This window comes from Oribacterium asaccharolyticum ACB7 (assembly GCF_000238075.1).
Taxonomy (GTDB): Bacteria; Bacillota; Clostridia; order Lachnospirales; family Lachnospiraceae; genus Oribacterium; species Oribacterium asaccharolyticum.
Genome location: NZ_JH414504.1, coordinates 347,007 through 363,712 on the forward strand (window position 1 = coordinate 347,007; position 16,706 = coordinate 363,712).

Sequence of the window (16,706 nt, forward strand, 5' to 3'; positions counted from 1 at the left end):
TAGTGTATTTTATCATGAGTGTGTTTTCGACGGAGATGTTCTTACTATGGAATTTCCCGTTTAGAGTGTGGGGAAGGGCTCACACTACGATTAAAAAGCATGACCAAATCTACCGATTCCAGTTCGGTTAAGACGGGAGGTGTAAATATGTCTATTTGTCCAAAAAATAAATCATCCAAGGCCCGCAGAGACAGCAGAAGAGCAAATTGGAAGATGGGTGCAACAAACCTTGTTAAGTGCTCCAAGTGTGGTGCTTTGGTTATGCCTCATAGAGTTTGCAAGGCTTGCGGATCTTATAACAAGCGTGAGATTATCAAAGTAGAGGACTAATGAGAAGAGGAGTTTCCGTAAGGGAACTCCTTTATTCTTTCCAAGTATTGCCGTAGGGGGGAGCAATCACGCTTATAACGGGTGTTGTGCGCTTGGCTATACGGCATTTCCGTTTTTAAATTGTACTCAATTTAAAAACAGAAATTATTCCTAAAATTACTGGACTTGTGCACAATCTAATGATAATATACCAGCGAGTAATAACTCAAACACTTAAGTTTAGTATTAGAAAAGGAGAATTATCATGAAGAAATATGTATGTACAGTTTGTGGTTATATTTATGATCCGGAAGTAGGCGAAGAGGGTGCAGGTGTAGCTCCCGGAACAGCTTGGGAAGATGTTCCCGAAGATTTCCTTTGCCCGCTTTGTGGAGTAGGTAAGGATCAGTTCGAGGTTTCTGAGGATTAAGGGTAAGTTCCCAACATCTGAAAAGCTGAGAATCGATCGTGACGAGTAATCAGAGGAGTAGTGAAGATGTATTCATACAGAAAAATTACCGATGATTTAGTATATGTGGGGGTAGATGACAGAAGACTTCCTCTCTTTGAGAATCTTTTTCCTTTGGAGAGAGGAGTAAGCTATAATTCCTATCTGCTTTTAGATGAGAAGACAGCTTTGTTGGATACCTGCGATCATACAGTAGCGCATCAATTTTTGGAAAATGTTGAGCATGCTTTAGGCGGTAGAGCTCTGGATTATCTTGTAATTCATCATATGGAACCGGATCATTGCGGTTCTTTTGAGGATATTTACAGGAGATATCCGGATTTGTGTATCATTTCCAATATGAAGACATTTCAGATGCTGGAGCAGTTTTTCAGTTTTGCAATTCCGGAAAAAAACAGAATTGTAGTGAAGGACGGAGAAGAATTTTCTTTCGGAAAACATAGCTTTAAATTTCTTTTTGCACCAATGGTACATTGGCCGGAGGTTATGTTCTCTTATGATATTACCGATTCTATTCTTTTCTCAGCCGACGCATTTGGCGTTTTTGGTTGTAACAACGGTAATATTTTTGCCAGTGAACAGAATTATAAAGACAAAGATTTCGTTGATGATGCAAGACGCTACTATGCCAATATTGTTGGAAAGTATGGCCCGCAGACACAGGCTGCTTTGAAAAAGACAGGTGCTTGTTCTATTAAGATGATTTGCCCCTTGCATGGTCCGATATGGGATGAAGACCTTTCCTTTATTTTGGAGAAATATGATCTTTGGTCAAAATATCAGCCGGAAGATAAGGCTGTAGTGATTTATTATAATTCAGTTTATGGCAATACTGAATCGATAATCAATCATTTTGCTTTGGAACTCGGGACAAGAGGCGTACGGAACATTCGAATTTATGATGTTTCCAAGACGGAAGTATCTTATTTAATCGGAGAAGCTTTTCGCGCAAGCCACCTGGTATTCGGGGCAACGACTTATAACAACGGTCTTTTCCCGAAAATGGAAAATTTGCTCACGGATATGAAAAATCTGAGTGTGCAGAATCGAACGGTATCCATCATTGAGAATGGAACTTGGGCACCGCAAAGCGCTAAGTTGTTGAAGGAAATTTTAGACGGTATGAAGGGGATTACTTATCTTGCATCTCCTCTTACCGTAAAGTCCTCCACAGTGAATCGGGAAGCTTTAGAGGAACTTGCCGATAGGATAGCAAAGGACGTTTTATCCTAAATGAGTTATTGTACGAAAATTGTACGATGCCGATTATGAATAAAATTAGCTTTTGGGAAACTATCTAACGAAGAACGATTTTTCATGTTGAATGAAAGAGATAAAAATAGCCATAATGTTAAGCGTGAATGAAGCTTAAGCATTATGGCTGTTTTATTCTCAGCGAATATCGCTCACTAAGTGTGCGGTGTCTTATCTCTTGCGAAGCATGCGGTGTCTTATCTCTCGCGGAGCATGCGGTATCTCGTGTGCATTCACGCTATCCCAAAATTTCTTGTATTAGAATGTCAAAGTGGTATAATCGGACTATATTTAAGGATAAAATAGGAGGATTATGAGAGTTAAATCATATCTTTGGATTTTAATCATTCTTTTTTGCCTTCTTTCGGCTTGCGGCACAAAAGCACCTCTGAAGTATAAAGTGAACAAGACTCCTGAACTGAAGCAGTACGAATCCGAACTTGCAGAGAAGGCGGAGTTCCAAGAATCTCTGGCACAGGAAAGTATAGAAGCCAAAGAAAGGGCAGAAGAAGAGGAAAAGGCTAAAGCCGCTTTGATCTGGAAGAAACCCGCTATTAGTAAGGAAAGAAAGAAAGTAAAAGGAATTTATATTACCGATAATACAGCCGGTTCCGAACGCATGGAGGAGATTCTGTCCGGAATGAAGGGTACGGAACTGAATGCCTTGGTTATTGACATCAAAAATGATCAGGGAAGGATCAGCTACAGAATGAATAATCCGCTGGTAAAGGAATTGGGTGCGGATTTAAAGATCATTCCCGATTTACCGGCACTTTTAAAGCGCTGTCATGATGAGGGAATCTATGTGATAGCCCGCTTGGTTTGCTTTAGAGATCCTTATATTGGCTCGAAGCATCCCGAATGGATGAATCAGAAGGCTGACGGAAGTCTTTTTGAAGATAATAATGGATTAAATTGGGTAAATCCATACAAAAAAGAATACTGGGACTATCTTGCTTCCATAGCGGAAAGCTGTGCTGACGACGGTTTTGATGAAATACAGCTTGATTATGTTCGCTTCTGTACTGAAAAAAGGATGCAGGAAGTGGTCTATCCGGAAGAGGCGAAAACGGATAAAACAAAAATCATCACCGAATTTGTTCGCTTTATGGCGGACAGAATGGCGCAAAAAAAAGTTTTCTTTTCTACGGATGTTTTCGGAACGATAATTGGATCTTATGTAGACAGTATGTCTGTCGGACAGGACTATGCCGTTATGGCGGAATGTGTAGATTATATGTGCCCGATGATTTATCCGTCTCACTACGGAAACGGTAATTTCGGAATTGCTTATCCGGATACGGAGCCTTATAAAACGATTCAAGGTGCTTTGGCTGCATCACATAAGGCTCTCTTCTTGGAAGCCGGAAATCAGAGTTATCAGGCAACGGTACGTCCTTGGTTGCAGGGCTTTACGGCCTCGTATCTGCAACACTATATTTCCTATGGAAAAGAGGAAATTCGTGCTCAGATTCAGGCTGTTTATGACAGCGGATATGAAGAATGGTTAATTTGGAATGCAGCGAACAATTATAATTTTTCCGCGTTCCTTTCTAAAGAAGAGGCGGAAGTCGAGGAGAAGAGCAGAAAGGAAGTCGGCCCTCCCGTACAAATGACGCAAACGGAAGAATCATCGGAGGAAAGAAGGAATGGAGAGTAGTTCGGCATTTACAGAGGATAAAGAATTTAATATTCCAGAAGAATTAAAAAAACTCCCGAAAGCACCGGGAGTTTATTTAATGCACGGTGCAATGGATGAAATTATTTATGTTGGAAAAGCTAAAAATCTTCGGAATCGTGTAAAGCAATATTTTCAAAAATCCTATAAAAAATCCGTTAAAATTCAACAGATGGTTTCACAGATTCAAAGGTTTGAATATATCATTGTGGATTCGGAGTTGGAAGCTCTTGTTTTGGAATCGAATCTGATTAAAGAAAATAAACCGCGCTACAATACGGTTCTTAAGGATGATAAATCCTACCCGTACATTCGCTTTAGTGTAGAAGAAGACTATCCTCGTCTTTTTTTTACAAGGTCAAAACGAAATAAATTGTCTAAATATTACGGACCGTATACTTCCGTGGAACAGGTGCGTGAGGTCATTGAGCTTCTTCGAAAAACCATACATATCCGAAACTGTAACAAGGTATTTTCCGAGAAAAAGCCTTTGCCAAGACCTTGTATATATTATGATATGGGCCAATGTGATGCACCTTGCACCTTAAAGCAATCGAAAGAAGAATACAGAGCACTGATTCCGAAAGTTTCTGCTTTTTTATCCGGGAAAACAGAGGAGCTGATTCATTCTCTTCAAGAGAAAATGATGGAAGCATCAGAATGCTTGGATTTTGAAAAAGCCATGGAATACAGAGACTTGATTTCCGGAATTCATACTTTGGAGAAACGCCAGAAAATTACGGCTTTGGATGGAGAGGACAGAGACATTCTGGGAATCAGAAGAGATCATAGCGACTGTGTGATTCAGATATTTTTTGTACGAGACGGTAAAATAGTAGGGCGAGATCATAGCTTCTTAAAAATTGATGAAGAAGAGAGCGATGAGGAGATTTTATCTCTCTTTTTAAGACAGTTTTATAGCGGAACCCCTTTTCTTCCCAGAGAAATCCATCTGCCTTGTCAACTGCAGGATCAAGAAATGATAGAGGAGTGGTTAAGTGCACTGAAGGGGAAAAAAGTGCATCTTGTGAATCCTAAGCAGGGGGATCGGGAAAAATTAGTGGAGCTTGCAGGGAAAAATGCGGGAATTTTGATGCTTCGCTATGTGGAAAAGTATAGAAATGAGAAGAAGAAACAGGCCATTGCTTTGGAAGAACTCAAAGAGTTGGCTAATTTGGAAAAACTCCCCTCCCGTATTGAGTCTTATGATATTTCCAATACCTCCGGGGCTCTTACGGTCGGATCCATGGTGGTATACCAGGATGGGAAAGAAAAAACAAATGATTATCGAAAGTTTCGAATTCAATCGGTAATAGGGCAGGATGATTATGCCTCCATGCGCGAAATGCTTTATCGTCGTTTTTCTCATGGTTTGGAAGAAAAAAAGGAAAATCGAAAGCAGGATAAAAAGGATGAAATGGGTTCTTTTTCACAGTTTCCGGATTTAATCTTAATGGATGGCGGAAAAGGTCAGGTCAGTATTTGTCTATCCGTTTTGCAGGAACTCGGGATATCCATACCGGTATGCGGAATGGTGAAGGATGAGCATCATAGAACCAGAGCACTTTTGGTGGATTTTAAAGAAGTTCCCATCTCTACACATGGAGAATGCTTTAAATTCTTAACCAGAGTGCAGGATGAGGTACACCGCTTTGCCATTAGCTATCATAGGTCACTTCGCATGAAAGAGCAGGTGCATTCCCTTTTGGACGATATTAAAGGAATCGGACCCAAAAGGAAGAAGGCTCTACTTCGTAAATTCCATGATGTAGTCGGAATCAGTAAGGCAAGCTATGGAGAAATCCGTTCCATTCCGGAAATGGATGAACAGTCCAGCAGAGAAGTTCTTCGATTCTTTCAGGAGAGAAAGGATAAAGAAAAAGAAGAATTTGTGAAAGAAACGTAGAGAGACTTTTGCAGCTAAACAGAATCTTTTGGCAGAAAGTAAGATTTTGTTTTCAGATAAATTACTGGTGATTTTCGGTATTATCCTATATAAATATAAGTTATGGTATAATGCCGAAAAGAAGAGTAGTTATATGGATAGAGGAGTAATCTAGTAATGAAGGAGATTTTACTGAAACAGCATATCGGGTCGTTTGCGAAAGCTGTCGTAAAGCCGGGGGACAGAGTGAGGAGAGGAAGTCTTCTTGCCGTTCCGGAGGGGCTTGGGGCAAATGTTCATTCTTCTGTGGACGGACTGGTCAAAGAAATTAAGGAAGACCGAATCTTTGTGGAAGAATCTGTAGAGCAGTGCGATGGTTTTGAGCCGATATCGGGGAAAGACATCCTCTCTCTCATCCAAGACGCAGGAATTGTCGGAATGGGAGGGGCAGGTTTTCCTACCGCAATAAAATTAAATATAGATTTAAAAGGAGGCTATCTTCTGGTCAATGCAGCGGAGTGCGAACCTCTCCTTCAGCATAATATGAGGCAGATTTTGGAGCAGCCGGAAAAGACCCTTCGCGGGATAGACTATGCTATGCAAAGTTGCAAGGCGGCAAAGGCGGTTATTGCGATAAAGAAGAAGCATGAGGAAGAAATCAATTTGCTGCTTCGTACTCTTCCCGATTTTCCGAATATTACCCTGCATCTTCTTCCGGACCTTTATCCGATGGGGGAGGAAAGAGCGGTAGTTCGGGAAGTCCTCGGAATCTTGCTTCCGCCTACGGCACTTCCTTCCGAAGCGGGAGCCGTGGTAATCAATGTGGAAACCTGCCTTCGTATTGCGGAAGCCGTGGAAGAGAAGAAGCCTTCTTTCCTGAAAAATATTACTGTAGCGGGGAAGCTCAAGAAGGGTAAAGAATCGCAGGTCTTTATGGATATTCCGGTGGGCACTACAGTAGGAGAGCTCATTGAAATGGCAGGAGGGATAGACGGAGAGTACGGAGAAATTCTTTTAGGAGGACCTTTCACTGGAACTGCGGTTTCCCTTTCCACTCCCATTACAAAGACAAGCGGCGGGATTCTTGTTACAGAGCCATTTCCGGATCTTAAGGGAGCCAAAACGGGGGTTCTGATCTGTGCTTGCGGTGGAAACATGGACAGAATGGAAGATCTATGTAAAAAGTATAATGCTACACTTACTGCAGTCCAGGCATGTAAACAGGCGGTGGATGTACGGGGAACACTGAAATGTGAAAATCCGGGAAACTGTCCCGGTCAGGCAGCGAAGATTTTGCACTTTAAGAATAAGGGGTGCACGGATATTCTTATCGGGAATTGCAGTGATTGTACGAATACCGTTATGGGATCCGCTCCCAAGATGAATTTAACAGTACATCATCAAACCGATCATGTTCTTAAAACTGTCGGGATGGAGCCTATGCGCTACCTTACAAAATCCAAAACGGTAGAACAGCTTCCCGTAAATGAAGAGGGAAGACAGATTCCCTTTCCGGAGGAAGCAAAAAAGCAAGGTTCTTCAGGAGGAGGCGAAGAAAGGAGAGATTCCGGTACTCTCGATAAGAAAGAAGAACGAAAGTCGGATACAGAGGCATTTATAGAAGAAGGACTGTTCCATATCCGTATAGAGGAAGGGCAGGATATTCATATAGAGTTTTCATAAAAGAAAGGAAGTGTGCAATGTCAATTTCGGCAGAATATGCAGAAGAACATAAAAAAAGTCCGGCAGTCTTGTGCTGCAGGGCGGAGGAAGGAATCGTCCTTTCCCATCACAATCTCGAAGATCCGGAGATATTTGATGATTTAGTCGACCAAGGGCTTTTGAAGCTGGACGGATGTATTACGATAGAGGAGGCTTTGGGGGCAAAATTGATAAAGACCTGTGATTCACTGACCCCTCTTACGAAAGATTTAGTGCAGCTTTCCGAGAAAGAAAGAGAAGAAAAAACAGAAGAAAAAGAAGAAAGAAGAGAGGCAGGGGATAACACGGGAAATGCTGTAAGCGAAGAAAAAAATGGACAGACTTTCCTACCCGTAGGGCAGAACAGTTCTTTCGGGGGTTGCTTAAAGATTCATATCGGAGAAGGAAAGGGAATCGATATTCAGATTCCGGTAGGCGCGCTCGGGATTTCTTCCGCTACTTCTGCAGTGCAGGGAGCATTTACCTCTCCTATAGCATCTCAGCTCTCTTCCGAGAACGGGAAAAACACAGAGAAAGAGAAAAAAGAAGAGGAAATTCTTGTCCGTTCTCTTGTCAGAAAGCATTATAAGGTTACGGAGGTTAGGCGCGGTTCCGAAACAAAACTGGAAGGAACAATCCTTTTCATACGAGAAGGAATCGAAGAAGAAGCTGCAGCTTCTCAGGAACTTGTGGAGAAGCTGGAGCTGGATATTATTACACCGGCGCAGTACCACAGCTTTTCCAACACCATCATGGATGTACAGCCTATTGCGACAAAAGAGGGGGATGAGGAGCTTGGATGCGGAACAACCAGAGTCTTGGATGGCGTGGTCATGATGGTTTCCGGAACGGATTCCAACGGGGTACAAATCGGAGAATTCGGGTCTTCTGAAGGTTACCTTGATGAGAATATTATGTGGGGACGTCCCGGATGCCCGGATAAGGGAGAAATCTTCATCAAGACTAATGTGACGATTAAAGAAAAGACCAATATGGAACGTCCGGGACCCTTGGCAGCGCATGCGGCAACGGATGTCATTACCGAAGAAATCCGTAAGGCCTTAAAGAAGGCGGAGGAAAGTCTTGTTGTCGATACGGAGACCTTTAATCAGCTGAGAAGACCGGGTAAGAAGAAAGTGGTTATTGTAAAGGAAATCATGGGGCAGGGTGCTATGCATGATAACCTGCTTCTTCCGGTAGAGCCGGTAGGCGTGCTCGGAGCAAAGCCGAATGTAGACCTTGGAAATGTTCCTGTCGTGGTTTCCCCTTTGGAAGTCCTGGACGGTTGCATTCATGCTTTAACCTGTATAGGGCCGGCATCGAAGGAAATGTCCCGTCACTACTGGAGAGAGCCTTTGGTTCTGGAGGTTTTACATGATAAGGAACTGGATCTTTGCGGAGTGGTTCTTGTAGGATCTCCGCAGATTAATTCGGAAAAGTTCTATGTTTCCCGTCGTGTAGGGATGACCCTGGAAGCTATAGGCGCGGACGGCGCTTTTGTTACCACGGAGGGATTTGGAAATAACCATATCGACTTCGCAAGCCATATTGAGCAGATTGGAAAACGAGGTATTAAGGTTGTGGGGATGTCCTTCTGTGCAAATCAGGGTGCTCTCGTTGTCGGAAATAAATATATGAATGCCATGGTAGACAACAATAAATCCGAGGCCGGTATTGAAAATGAAATTCTGGCAAACAATACGCTCTGTCATGAGGATGCTATCCGTGCAATCTACATGCTTAAAGCCGAGATGTTCGGAGAGGAAATTACGAAGGCGGAAAGAAAATGGAATCCGAATGTAAAGTTGCAGAATGTTGAACTGATTTCCAATCTGAGCGGAAAACCTGTTCAACTCGTGGAGAATGAAACTTCTCTTCCCATGAGTGATAAATTTAAGGAAAAGTACCTGCAGTCCTGATGCCGAAATATACGGACAGGCTCATTTACATGGAAGGCATTATCGTGGAAGTTCACGATGGGGCGGTAGGAATTGATTTAAAGGGACGACTCGGGTACTTGAAAATCCCTATGCGCATGCTGATTTCCGACTACGAAATCAAGGTCGGACAGGAGGTGGGCTTTAACATGAGTTTTATCGAACAGCTCGGTCCTGCAGTAAATGAGAAATATGTTAGTAATATTCAAAAGCACAAAGAGCTTTAGAATATTTACATAAAATACGAAAGAAAGGAGAAAAAGATGGATTTTACAGTAGTAAAAGGGATGCAGTCTGAAATCTTTGTTCCGATAACGCCTCCTCCCGTATGGGCACCGGTTACCAAACCTCTAAAGGATATGGTTGTAGCGATTGCCACGGCGGCAGGGGTGCATCATAAGGATGATAAGAGATTTAATCTTGCCGGTGACTTCAGTTTCAGAATCATTAAGGATACGATGCCTTCTGCGGAGCTGATGGTTTCTCACGGCGGATATGACAATAGTGATGTTAACAAAGATATAAACTGTATGTTCCCCATTGACCGATTGCATGAACTTGCAAAGGATGGAGTCATTAAGGCGGTAGCGCCTGTACACATCGGCTTCATGGGCGGTGGCGGAAACCAGGAAAAATTCAAAAACGAAACCGGTCCGGCTATTGCGAAGATTTTGAAGGATGAAGGCGTGGATGCCGTAATCCTTACCGCAGGCTGAGGGACCTGTCATCGTTCTGCCGTGCTTGTGCAGAGAGCTATAGAGGAGGTTGGCATTCCCACAATCATTATCGCCGCCCTTCCTCCTGTCGTAAGACAGACCGGTAGTCCAAGAGCAGTTGCTCCTCTCGTTCCGATGGGTGCAAATGCAGGAGAGCCGAACAATAAAGAAATGCAATATCATATTGTAAAGGATACCTTGGAGCAGCTTGAGAAAATCGAGTCTGCAGGAAAGATTGTATCCCTTCCCTATGAATATATTGCGAAGGTATAAACGAAGTACCGCGTGAACCGCGAGTGATACTTGTTCAGAAGGAGGTACCGTGTACTTTACACGATATCTCCTACTCCGTGAAAAGGACTGTGAAAAATCAAAACTGTAGTTTTTTGCCATGCGGGTTTCCGACGAGCTTAGTGAAAGCACGCCGGAAAGGAACTTGCCGGCATAGTGTATTTTTGATTTTTAACGGTCTTTTTTTTGTATTCTTTAGGAGTAGCCCTTGCGAAATATAGAGCTTCTCGATTAAGCTTATTCAGTAAGGAAAATCGAGAAATATAAAAATCGAGAATAGAGAGTGATATTATGGAAGATAGAATTCTTAGAACTTTAAGCATCAAAGCTTTTCATGTTCAAGCGGCAAGAGAGGAAAAATGTTTTTCTTTGGAAAAAGAGGCGAACAATCAATATACCCTCTGTTTTGATTCTTCCGTTCCGGAAAAACTGGCAGAAAAAGAACCTTTAATCCACTCGGCCTCTCTTAAGCTTATTTCCAAAGAAGAACGACACGTTCCTATTCATTCCATTATGGACATTATTCCCATTTCCACCAAGGTACTCGGGAAAATCGGAGAGGGGATTACGCATACGCTGACCGGAATTTATCTGGTTCTTTGCGGAACGGATACGGAAGGAAACTACATTTCCGCCTTCGGAAACTCAGACGGTTTTCTGGATGAACAGATTGTCTTTGACCGTGCAGGTACACCGGGAAAGGAGGACTTGATTCTCCTTATGGATATTTGTCTTGAGGCAAGAGCCGGATATTCCCGTTCGGGACCGGATGCCTGCCACAGGATTTGTGACTCTTTTTGTCAGGAAATACGGCATGTTCTGAAAAAGCTGGACGGAAGGCATTGCACGGAAAGACATGATTATCAGGATATAGAGAGACCCGGGAAAGAAAAAGTGGTTTTAGTGAAAATGGTGAGCGGACAGGGCGCGATGTACGATACACATTTTCTCTCTCCCGAGCCTTCCGGCTATAATGGAAGTCGCTCCATTATAGAAAGCACAGGCTCTCCCGTGATTCTTTCTCCGAATGAATACCGGGACGGTGCGATACGGGCGCTGTATTAGATGCATCAATTTGACTTTACTTTTTGAAAAGAGATAGAATCGGAAGAGAAAGGAAGAAAGAAGCTTATGGGAATCGGTCCTTCTACCAAAGAAACGACTTTGCATCATTTTCGGGATCCTCTTGTGGATGAACTCTGCGACGATACGGATATCGATTTTGTCGGGGTGATTCTTGCCGGGATTCCGCAGGACAATGCCAGTAAATATTTTACGGGAGACCGTATCGGTGCGTTAGCGGAGGCGATGCGCGTTAAGGGGGCAATCGTCAGTGAAGACAGCTGGGGGAACAGCAATGTGGATTTTGCTCATGCAATAGAGGAGATCGGAAAGCGAGAGATTGCCGTGGTTGGAGTCTCTTTTGTGGGTGTGCAGGGGGCTTTTGTGGTGACAAATCGTTATATGGACAGTATTGTGGATATCAATAAGAGCGTGGAAGGCATCGAGACGAATGTGGTAGGAGAAAATAATCTTGTACGTACCGATGCCAAAAAAGCAAAGGCGCTTCTGAAATTAAAGATGCGGAAATTGAATCGATAGAAATAGAAAAATAGCATGGATATAGAAAAGAATAGGATAAAAAGCGCAGGCAAAAAATAAGGAAACAGTATGGAGGAAAGACATTATGTAATCGGCACTGCCGGACATATCGATCATGGAAAGACGGCTCTCGTGAAAGCCTTGTGCGGTTGTGATACGGACAGACTGAAAGAAGAAAAAGAAAGAGGAATGAGCATTGCATTGGGCTTTGCCTCTCTTTTACTTCCGTCCGGAAAGAAGATTTCCATAATTGATACGCCGGGACATGAAAAATTCATTCGCAGTATGGTCTCCGGTGCTATGGGAATGGATTTGGTTCTCCTTGTTGTTTCGGCAAAGGAAGGTGTCATGCCGCAGACGGAGGAGCACCTTGCGATTCTTCGTCTGCTTCAGATAAAGAAAGTCGTTTTAGTGCTTACTATGGTGGATCTTGTGGATTCCGCTCTTTTGATGAAAAGGGAAGAGGAGGTTTACACACTCTATAAAAAGTTTTTTCCTCATGAGTCGGAGCCGAAGATTTTTCCGCTATCCTCTTATACAGGGGAAGGGATTTCCGCTTTAAAAACGTATTTAAGCGAGGAAGCGGAGAAAATAGTGGGAAAGTCTTCCAAGGGAGTCTTTCGCATGCCGGTGGATAGAGTGTTTTCCGTGGCAGGTGCCGGAACCATTGTTACCGGGACGGCTCTTTCCGGTAAGATTCAAAAGGATAAGCACAGCGGAAAAAGCGGAGTAAGCGAGGAAATTCGAGAAGCCGGTGATAGCGGAGAAAGCGGGGGTGCCGCCGGAGTTTACTTACTTTATCCCGAAGAAAGAGAAGTAAAAATCCGAAATATACAGGTGCATGGGGAAGATGTGAACTCAGCCTATGCAGGAGAAAGAATCGCGCTGAATCTGCAAGGAATGGAGAAAGCAGCCTGTAAAAAAGGAGATATCATAGCGGAAAAGGGAAGCTTACAGCCAAGCTTCCTCTTAGACTGCCGTATAGAATGTATTTCCCCATTTTCCGAAATAAAGCATAATCAGCACCTGGAATTACTGATAGGGACTGCACACATTTCGTGTAAGGTCATTTTTTTGGAGGGAGAAAGGATAAAAAAAGGAGAGTCCTCTTTCGTCCAGCTACAACTTCAAGAAAAGACGGTGTCCGTTTTTCGGGAACGTTTTATTCTTAGAAATGATGCGGAGGGAGAGACACTCGGAGGAGGTCTTGTTTTGGATCCTTGTCCGAGAGGGCGCCATAGAAGGGGAAGATTTCCGCTTACATTTTTAGAAGCTTTGGAAAATGAGGGTGAAGAGGCTTTACTCGCATCTTTCTTAAAAAAGCGGAAGAGAAACTTCAGCTCTTTTACGGAATTGAAAAAACGCTTCAGCGGTTTTCCGAAAATTCAGGAAATTTTAGAGGCGGAAAAGATAAGCCACTTAGTTTCCTCCGATGCGGACAACAATACGAACAGTGTCTTCTTTACGGAAGAGAATGGGAACTCTTTCCTTTTTACGATAGAGCTGAATGGAGAACTTTTTGCTATTCTTTCCGAAGAGGAGATACTTATGCGAAAAGAAGTAGAGGATTACCTTCGTGACTTTCATAAGAAGAATCCGTATAAATTGGGGGAAAAGCCCATGGTGCTCTACAGTAAGCTCTTCTCTTCTTATAGCAAAAATACCTATAAGGCACTACTCGACAGTTGGGAAGAGAAGGGGGATTTTCGCTTCGGAGAGGAATTCATCGCCTTATCGGATTTTAAGCTGATTAAGGATGCACTGTACACGAAGATTGCCAATGCTCTTGTAAACGATATGCAAAAAGGAAAGTACAGCTTTATGAAACTTTCCGATCATTTCTGGCTTTCGGAGGAAAAAAATCGCCTTAGCGATGTTGTGGCAAGCTTGGAAAATAAGGGAACACTCGTCAAGCTGGACGGAGAATACTATACGCTCCGAAAACTCTTCGAAAACTTAAAGAATTTTTCTCTGGATAAAATGGAAAAAGAGGGAGAAATCACCATCGATGCGCTTCGGGAAGAGTTCGGAATTTCTCGAAAAAATGCGAAGCTCTTCTTCAAGGCAACGGACAGAATGGGAATAACGAAGGACAGAGGCTTTGAAAGTGCACGCTCTGTGCCATAAAGCAAAAAGGGATAGCTTTCAGCTAACTCAGTTTTAAGAAATCAGCAGGCGCGCGGTCTACGCCTTGACGAGACTCGAAGTTTGGATATACAATAAACAGCATTGTTGTAGGAAGATAGAGGTGAAACATGGCAAGATATAATCATGCACAAGTGGAAAAGAAGTGGCAGGAATTTTGGGAGAAGAATCCCATTAATCCGAAAGATGATAAGAAGGAAAAGTATTATTGTTTGGATATGTTTCCGTACCCTTCCGGCTCCGGCTTACATGTGGGACACTGGAGAGGGTATGTGATTTCCGATGCCTGGTCTCGTTACCAGTTGATTAGGGGAAAATACGTGATTCACCCCATGGGCTGGGATGCCTTCGGCCTTCCTGCGGAAAACTATGCTATCAAGATGGGCATTCATCCGTCTATTACGACCAAAAAGAATGTGGAAAATATAAAGAGGCAGCTGCAGCAGATTAACGCCATTTATGACTGGGATATGGAGCTGAACACCACGGATCCGGATTATTTTAAGTGGACACAGTGGATTTTTGTGAAAATGTTTGAGAAGGGTCTTGCTTACGAGAAAGAATTCCCAATCAACTGGTGCCCAAGCTGTAAGACCGGACTTGCGAACGAAGAGGTGGTAGACGGAAAATGCGAGCGGTGCGGAACTGCAGTGACGAAGAAAAATCTTCGCCAGTGGATGCTGAAGATTACCGCTTATGCGGACCGTTTACTCGATGATCTGGACACTCTGGACTGGCCGGAAAAGGTAAAGAAGATGCAGGCAGAGTGGATTGGTCGTTCTTACGGTGCAGAGGTGGATTTCAAGCTGGAGAACGCCGAAGAGAAGATTACCGTTTTTACCACAAGACCCGATACGCTTTACGGGGCGACCTTCCTGGTTCTTGCTCCGGAACATCCTTTGGTAAAAAAGATTACGACAGCGGAGAAGCTTCCCGAGGTAGAGGAGTATATTCAAAAAGCGGCAAATAAGTCCAATGTGGACAGAATGGCCGTTACGGATAAAGATAAGACCGGCGTCTTTACCGGGGCTTATGTTATCAATCCGATGAACGGTAAGAAGACTCCGGTTTGGATTTCCGACTATGTACTTGCCGACCACGGAACCGGTGCTATCATGTGCGTGCCTGCGCATGATTCCCGTGACTTTGCCTTTGCAAAGAAATTTAATCTTCCCATCGTCCAGGTTATTTCCAAGGACGGAAAGGAAGAGGAACTGACAGAGGCTTATACGGAAGCAAGCGGAGTAATGATTAATTCCGGCGCTTGGAACGGACAGGAATCCTCCGTATTGAAAGAAAGCGCTCCGGAAGAGATAGAGAAGAAGGGTCTCGGTAAGAAGACCGTCAGCTATAAATTAAGAGACTGGGTATTCTCCAGACAGCGTTACTGGGGAGAACCGATTCCCATCGTGCACTGCCCGAAATGTGGAAATGTTGCGGTTCCGGTTGAGGAATTGCCCTTAAAGCTTCCCGAGGTAGAGCATTATGAGCCGAGCGGAACGGGAGAATCCCCTCTTGCCGGCATTCCCGAATGGGTAAATTGTACCTGTCCGAAATGTGGCGGTAAGGCAAAGAGAGAGACGAACACGATGCCCCAGTGGGCAGGTTCTTCTTGGTACTTTATCCGTTATGTGGATAAATACAATGATAAGGAACTGATCAGCAGGGAAAAGGCGGATAAGTATCTTCCGGTGGACATGTATATCGGAGGAGTGGAGCATGCGGTGCTTCACCTGCTCTATTCCCGGTTCTGGACAAAGTTCCTCTATGACATCGGTGTAGTAGGGTTTAAGGAGCCTTTTAAAAAGCTCTTTAATCAAGGTATGATTTTAGGACCGGACGGGCAGAAGATGTCCAAGTCCATGGGGAATGTAGTTTCTCCGGATGATCTAGTGGCGGATTACGGCTGTGATGCCCTGCGTCTTTATGAACTTTTTGTCGGTCCTCCCGAGCTGGATGCAGCCTGGGACGCAAGAGGAATAGATGGCGTTTACCGTTTCTTAAACCGTTTCTATTCTCTGGTACTCGATTCAAAAGAGAAAAATGTAGCAGAGACAAAGGAGATGGTTCGCCTTCGCCATAACTTAATTCATGATATTGAGGAGCGTTTCGAAAGCTTTAACTTAAACACCGTGGTTTCCGGTTTTATGGAGTATAACAATGCTATGCTCGATATCGCTAAAAGAGAAGGGGGAATGGATTTAGAGACTTTAAAGACCTTCTCCATCTTACTGGCTCCTTTTGCACCGCATATTGCGGAGGAATGCTATCATTTATGCGGCGGAGAGACTTCCGTCTTTTCCGCAAACTGGCCGGAGTACAGCGATAAGGAAAGAGAATCGGATGAAATCAAGGTGCCGGTGCAGATTAACGGGAAAGTAAAGATTGTACTCGAGGTGCCGAAGGATATCGATAAGGAGAGTATTTTAAAAGAGGCGAAGAAAGCTCTCGGAGACAAGCTTTCCGGTGAACTTATCAAGGAAGTTTATGTTCCGGGTAAGATTGTGAATTTTGTAGTAAAAGCTTGATTCATTTTCTTACAATTTTGTGACTGACTACAGAAAGATTTTAGGAAGTTTTTCTACACAAAAAAAAATACTGTGGTATGATAAAGGGCGTCGTTTTCTGTATAGGAAACGACGCCCTTTCGTAATGAATAACGAATATCGCAACAGGCGGGGGTTATCCTTTTTTACAATGCTGTTACGGGAGAATTGTT

The 16,706-nt window shown here is 43.4% G+C and carries 13 protein-coding genes; all 13 read left to right on the plus strand.

What is annotated here, in order from left to right; translation table 11 throughout:
- Window positions 1–147: 147 nt before the first annotated feature.
- The 13 genes from rpmF (at window position 148) to leuS (ending at window position 16,515) form a co-directional block, all read left to right on the plus strand.
- Window positions 148–330, plus strand: a complete 183-nt coding sequence (gene rpmF, locus HMPREF9624_RS01585) for a 50S ribosomal protein L32 (RefSeq protein WP_009534235.1) — start codon at window positions 148–150, stop codon at window positions 328–330.
- Between the two features lie 244 nt (window positions 331–574).
- Window positions 575–739, plus strand: coding sequence for a rubredoxin (gene rd, locus HMPREF9624_RS01590; protein ID WP_009427993.1), 165 nt, complete (start codon window positions 575–577; stop codon window positions 737–739).
- Between the two features lie 66 nt (window positions 740–805).
- A complete protein-coding gene (locus HMPREF9624_RS01595; protein ID WP_009536244.1) occupies window positions 806–2,011 on the plus strand; it encodes an FprA family A-type flavoprotein in 1,206 nt (401 codons plus the stop codon).
- A 334-nt stretch (window positions 2,012–2,345) separates the two neighbouring features.
- On the plus strand, window positions 2,346–3,692 hold the full coding sequence (locus tag HMPREF9624_RS01600; RefSeq protein ID WP_009536245.1) for a putative glycoside hydrolase: 1,347 nt from the start codon (window positions 2,346–2,348) through the stop codon (window positions 3,690–3,692).
- Window positions 3,682–5,616 carry an excinuclease ABC subunit UvrC gene (gene uvrC, locus HMPREF9624_RS01605; protein ID WP_009536246.1) on the plus strand — a complete coding sequence of 645 codons (1,935 nt, stop codon included), beginning with the start codon at window positions 3,682–3,684 and terminating at the stop codon, window positions 5,614–5,616. The genes HMPREF9624_RS01600 and uvrC overlap by 11 nt, the downstream gene beginning before the upstream one ends.
- Before the next feature lie 156 nt (window positions 5,617–5,772).
- Window positions 5,773–7,278, plus strand: a complete 1,506-nt coding sequence (prdC, locus tag HMPREF9624_RS01610) for a proline reductase-associated electron transfer protein PrdC (RefSeq protein ID WP_009536247.1) — start codon at window positions 5,773–5,775, stop codon at window positions 7,276–7,278.
- A gap of 17 nt (window positions 7,279–7,295) precedes the next feature.
- On the plus strand, window positions 7,296–9,215 hold the full coding sequence (prdA, locus tag HMPREF9624_RS01615; protein ID WP_009536248.1) for a D-proline reductase (dithiol) proprotein PrdA: 1,920 nt from the start codon (window positions 7,296–7,298) through the stop codon (window positions 9,213–9,215).
- Window positions 9,215–9,460 carry a CBO2463/CBO2479 domain-containing protein gene (locus tag HMPREF9624_RS01620; protein ID WP_009536249.1) on the plus strand — a complete coding sequence of 82 codons (246 nt, stop codon included), beginning with the start codon at window positions 9,215–9,217 and terminating at the stop codon, window positions 9,458–9,460. The genes prdA and HMPREF9624_RS01620 overlap by 1 nt, the downstream gene beginning before the upstream one ends.
- Before the next feature lie 36 nt (window positions 9,461–9,496).
- Complete coding sequence (prdB, locus tag HMPREF9624_RS11470; protein WP_081465277.1) at window positions 9,497–10,222, plus strand: D-proline reductase (dithiol) protein PrdB; 726 nt, start codon at window positions 9,497–9,499, stop codon at window positions 10,220–10,222.
- Between the two features lie 309 nt (window positions 10,223–10,531).
- Window positions 10,532–11,305 (plus strand): proline reductase cluster protein PrdD, encoded by a 774-nt coding sequence (gene prdD, locus HMPREF9624_RS01635; RefSeq protein WP_009536251.1) that lies wholly within the window; start codon window positions 10,532–10,534, stop codon window positions 11,303–11,305.
- 66 nt (window positions 11,306–11,371) lie between these two features.
- Window positions 11,372–11,842 carry a glycine/sarcosine/betaine reductase component B subunit gene (locus HMPREF9624_RS01640; RefSeq protein ID WP_009428674.1) on the plus strand — a complete coding sequence of 157 codons (471 nt, stop codon included), beginning with the start codon at window positions 11,372–11,374 and terminating at the stop codon, window positions 11,840–11,842.
- A 69-nt stretch (window positions 11,843–11,911) separates the two neighbouring features.
- Entirely contained in the window at window positions 11,912–13,969 is a 2,058-nt protein-coding gene (gene selB, locus HMPREF9624_RS01645; protein WP_009536252.1) for a selenocysteine-specific translation elongation factor, read from the plus strand.
- Window positions 13,970–14,097: 128 nt separating this feature from the next.
- A complete protein-coding gene (gene leuS / locus HMPREF9624_RS01650; protein ID WP_009536253.1) occupies window positions 14,098–16,515 on the plus strand; it encodes a leucine--tRNA ligase in 2,418 nt (805 codons plus the stop codon).
- Window positions 16,516–16,706: the final 191 nt, after the last annotated feature.

What these genes read in the sequence shown, in the direction of transcription:
- selB (WP_009536252.1), top strand. Translation starts at nt 11,912, where the DNA reads ATGGAGGAAAGACATTATGTAATCGGCACTGCCGGACATATCGATCAT.
- HMPREF9624_RS01595 (WP_009536244.1), top strand. Translation starts at nt 806, where the DNA reads ATGTATTCATACAGAAAAATTACCGATGATTTAGTATATGTGGGGGTA.
- prdA (WP_009536248.1), top strand. Translation starts at nt 7,296, where the DNA reads ATGTCAATTTCGGCAGAATATGCAGAAGAACATAAAAAAAGTCCGGCA.
- HMPREF9624_RS01620 (WP_009536249.1), top strand. Translation starts at nt 9,215, where the DNA reads ATGCCGAAATATACGGACAGGCTCATTTACATGGAAGGCATTATCGTG.
- rd (WP_009427993.1), top strand. Translation starts at nt 575, where the DNA reads ATGAAGAAATATGTATGTACAGTTTGTGGTTATATTTATGATCCGGAA.
- HMPREF9624_RS01640 (WP_009428674.1), top strand. Translation starts at nt 11,372, where the DNA reads ATGGGAATCGGTCCTTCTACCAAAGAAACGACTTTGCATCATTTTCGG.
- prdC (WP_009536247.1), top strand. Translation starts at nt 5,773, where the DNA reads ATGAAGGAGATTTTACTGAAACAGCATATCGGGTCGTTTGCGAAAGCT.
- HMPREF9624_RS01600 (WP_009536245.1), top strand. Translation starts at nt 2,346, where the DNA reads ATGAGAGTTAAATCATATCTTTGGATTTTAATCATTCTTTTTTGCCTT.
- prdD (WP_009536251.1), top strand. Translation starts at nt 10,532, where the DNA reads ATGGAAGATAGAATTCTTAGAACTTTAAGCATCAAAGCTTTTCATGTT.
- uvrC (WP_009536246.1), top strand. Translation starts at nt 3,682, where the DNA reads ATGGAGAGTAGTTCGGCATTTACAGAGGATAAAGAATTTAATATTCCA.
- leuS (WP_009536253.1), top strand. Translation starts at nt 14,098, where the DNA reads ATGGCAAGATATAATCATGCACAAGTGGAAAAGAAGTGGCAGGAATTT.
- rpmF (WP_009534235.1), top strand. Translation starts at nt 148, where the DNA reads ATGTCTATTTGTCCAAAAAATAAATCATCCAAGGCCCGCAGAGACAGC.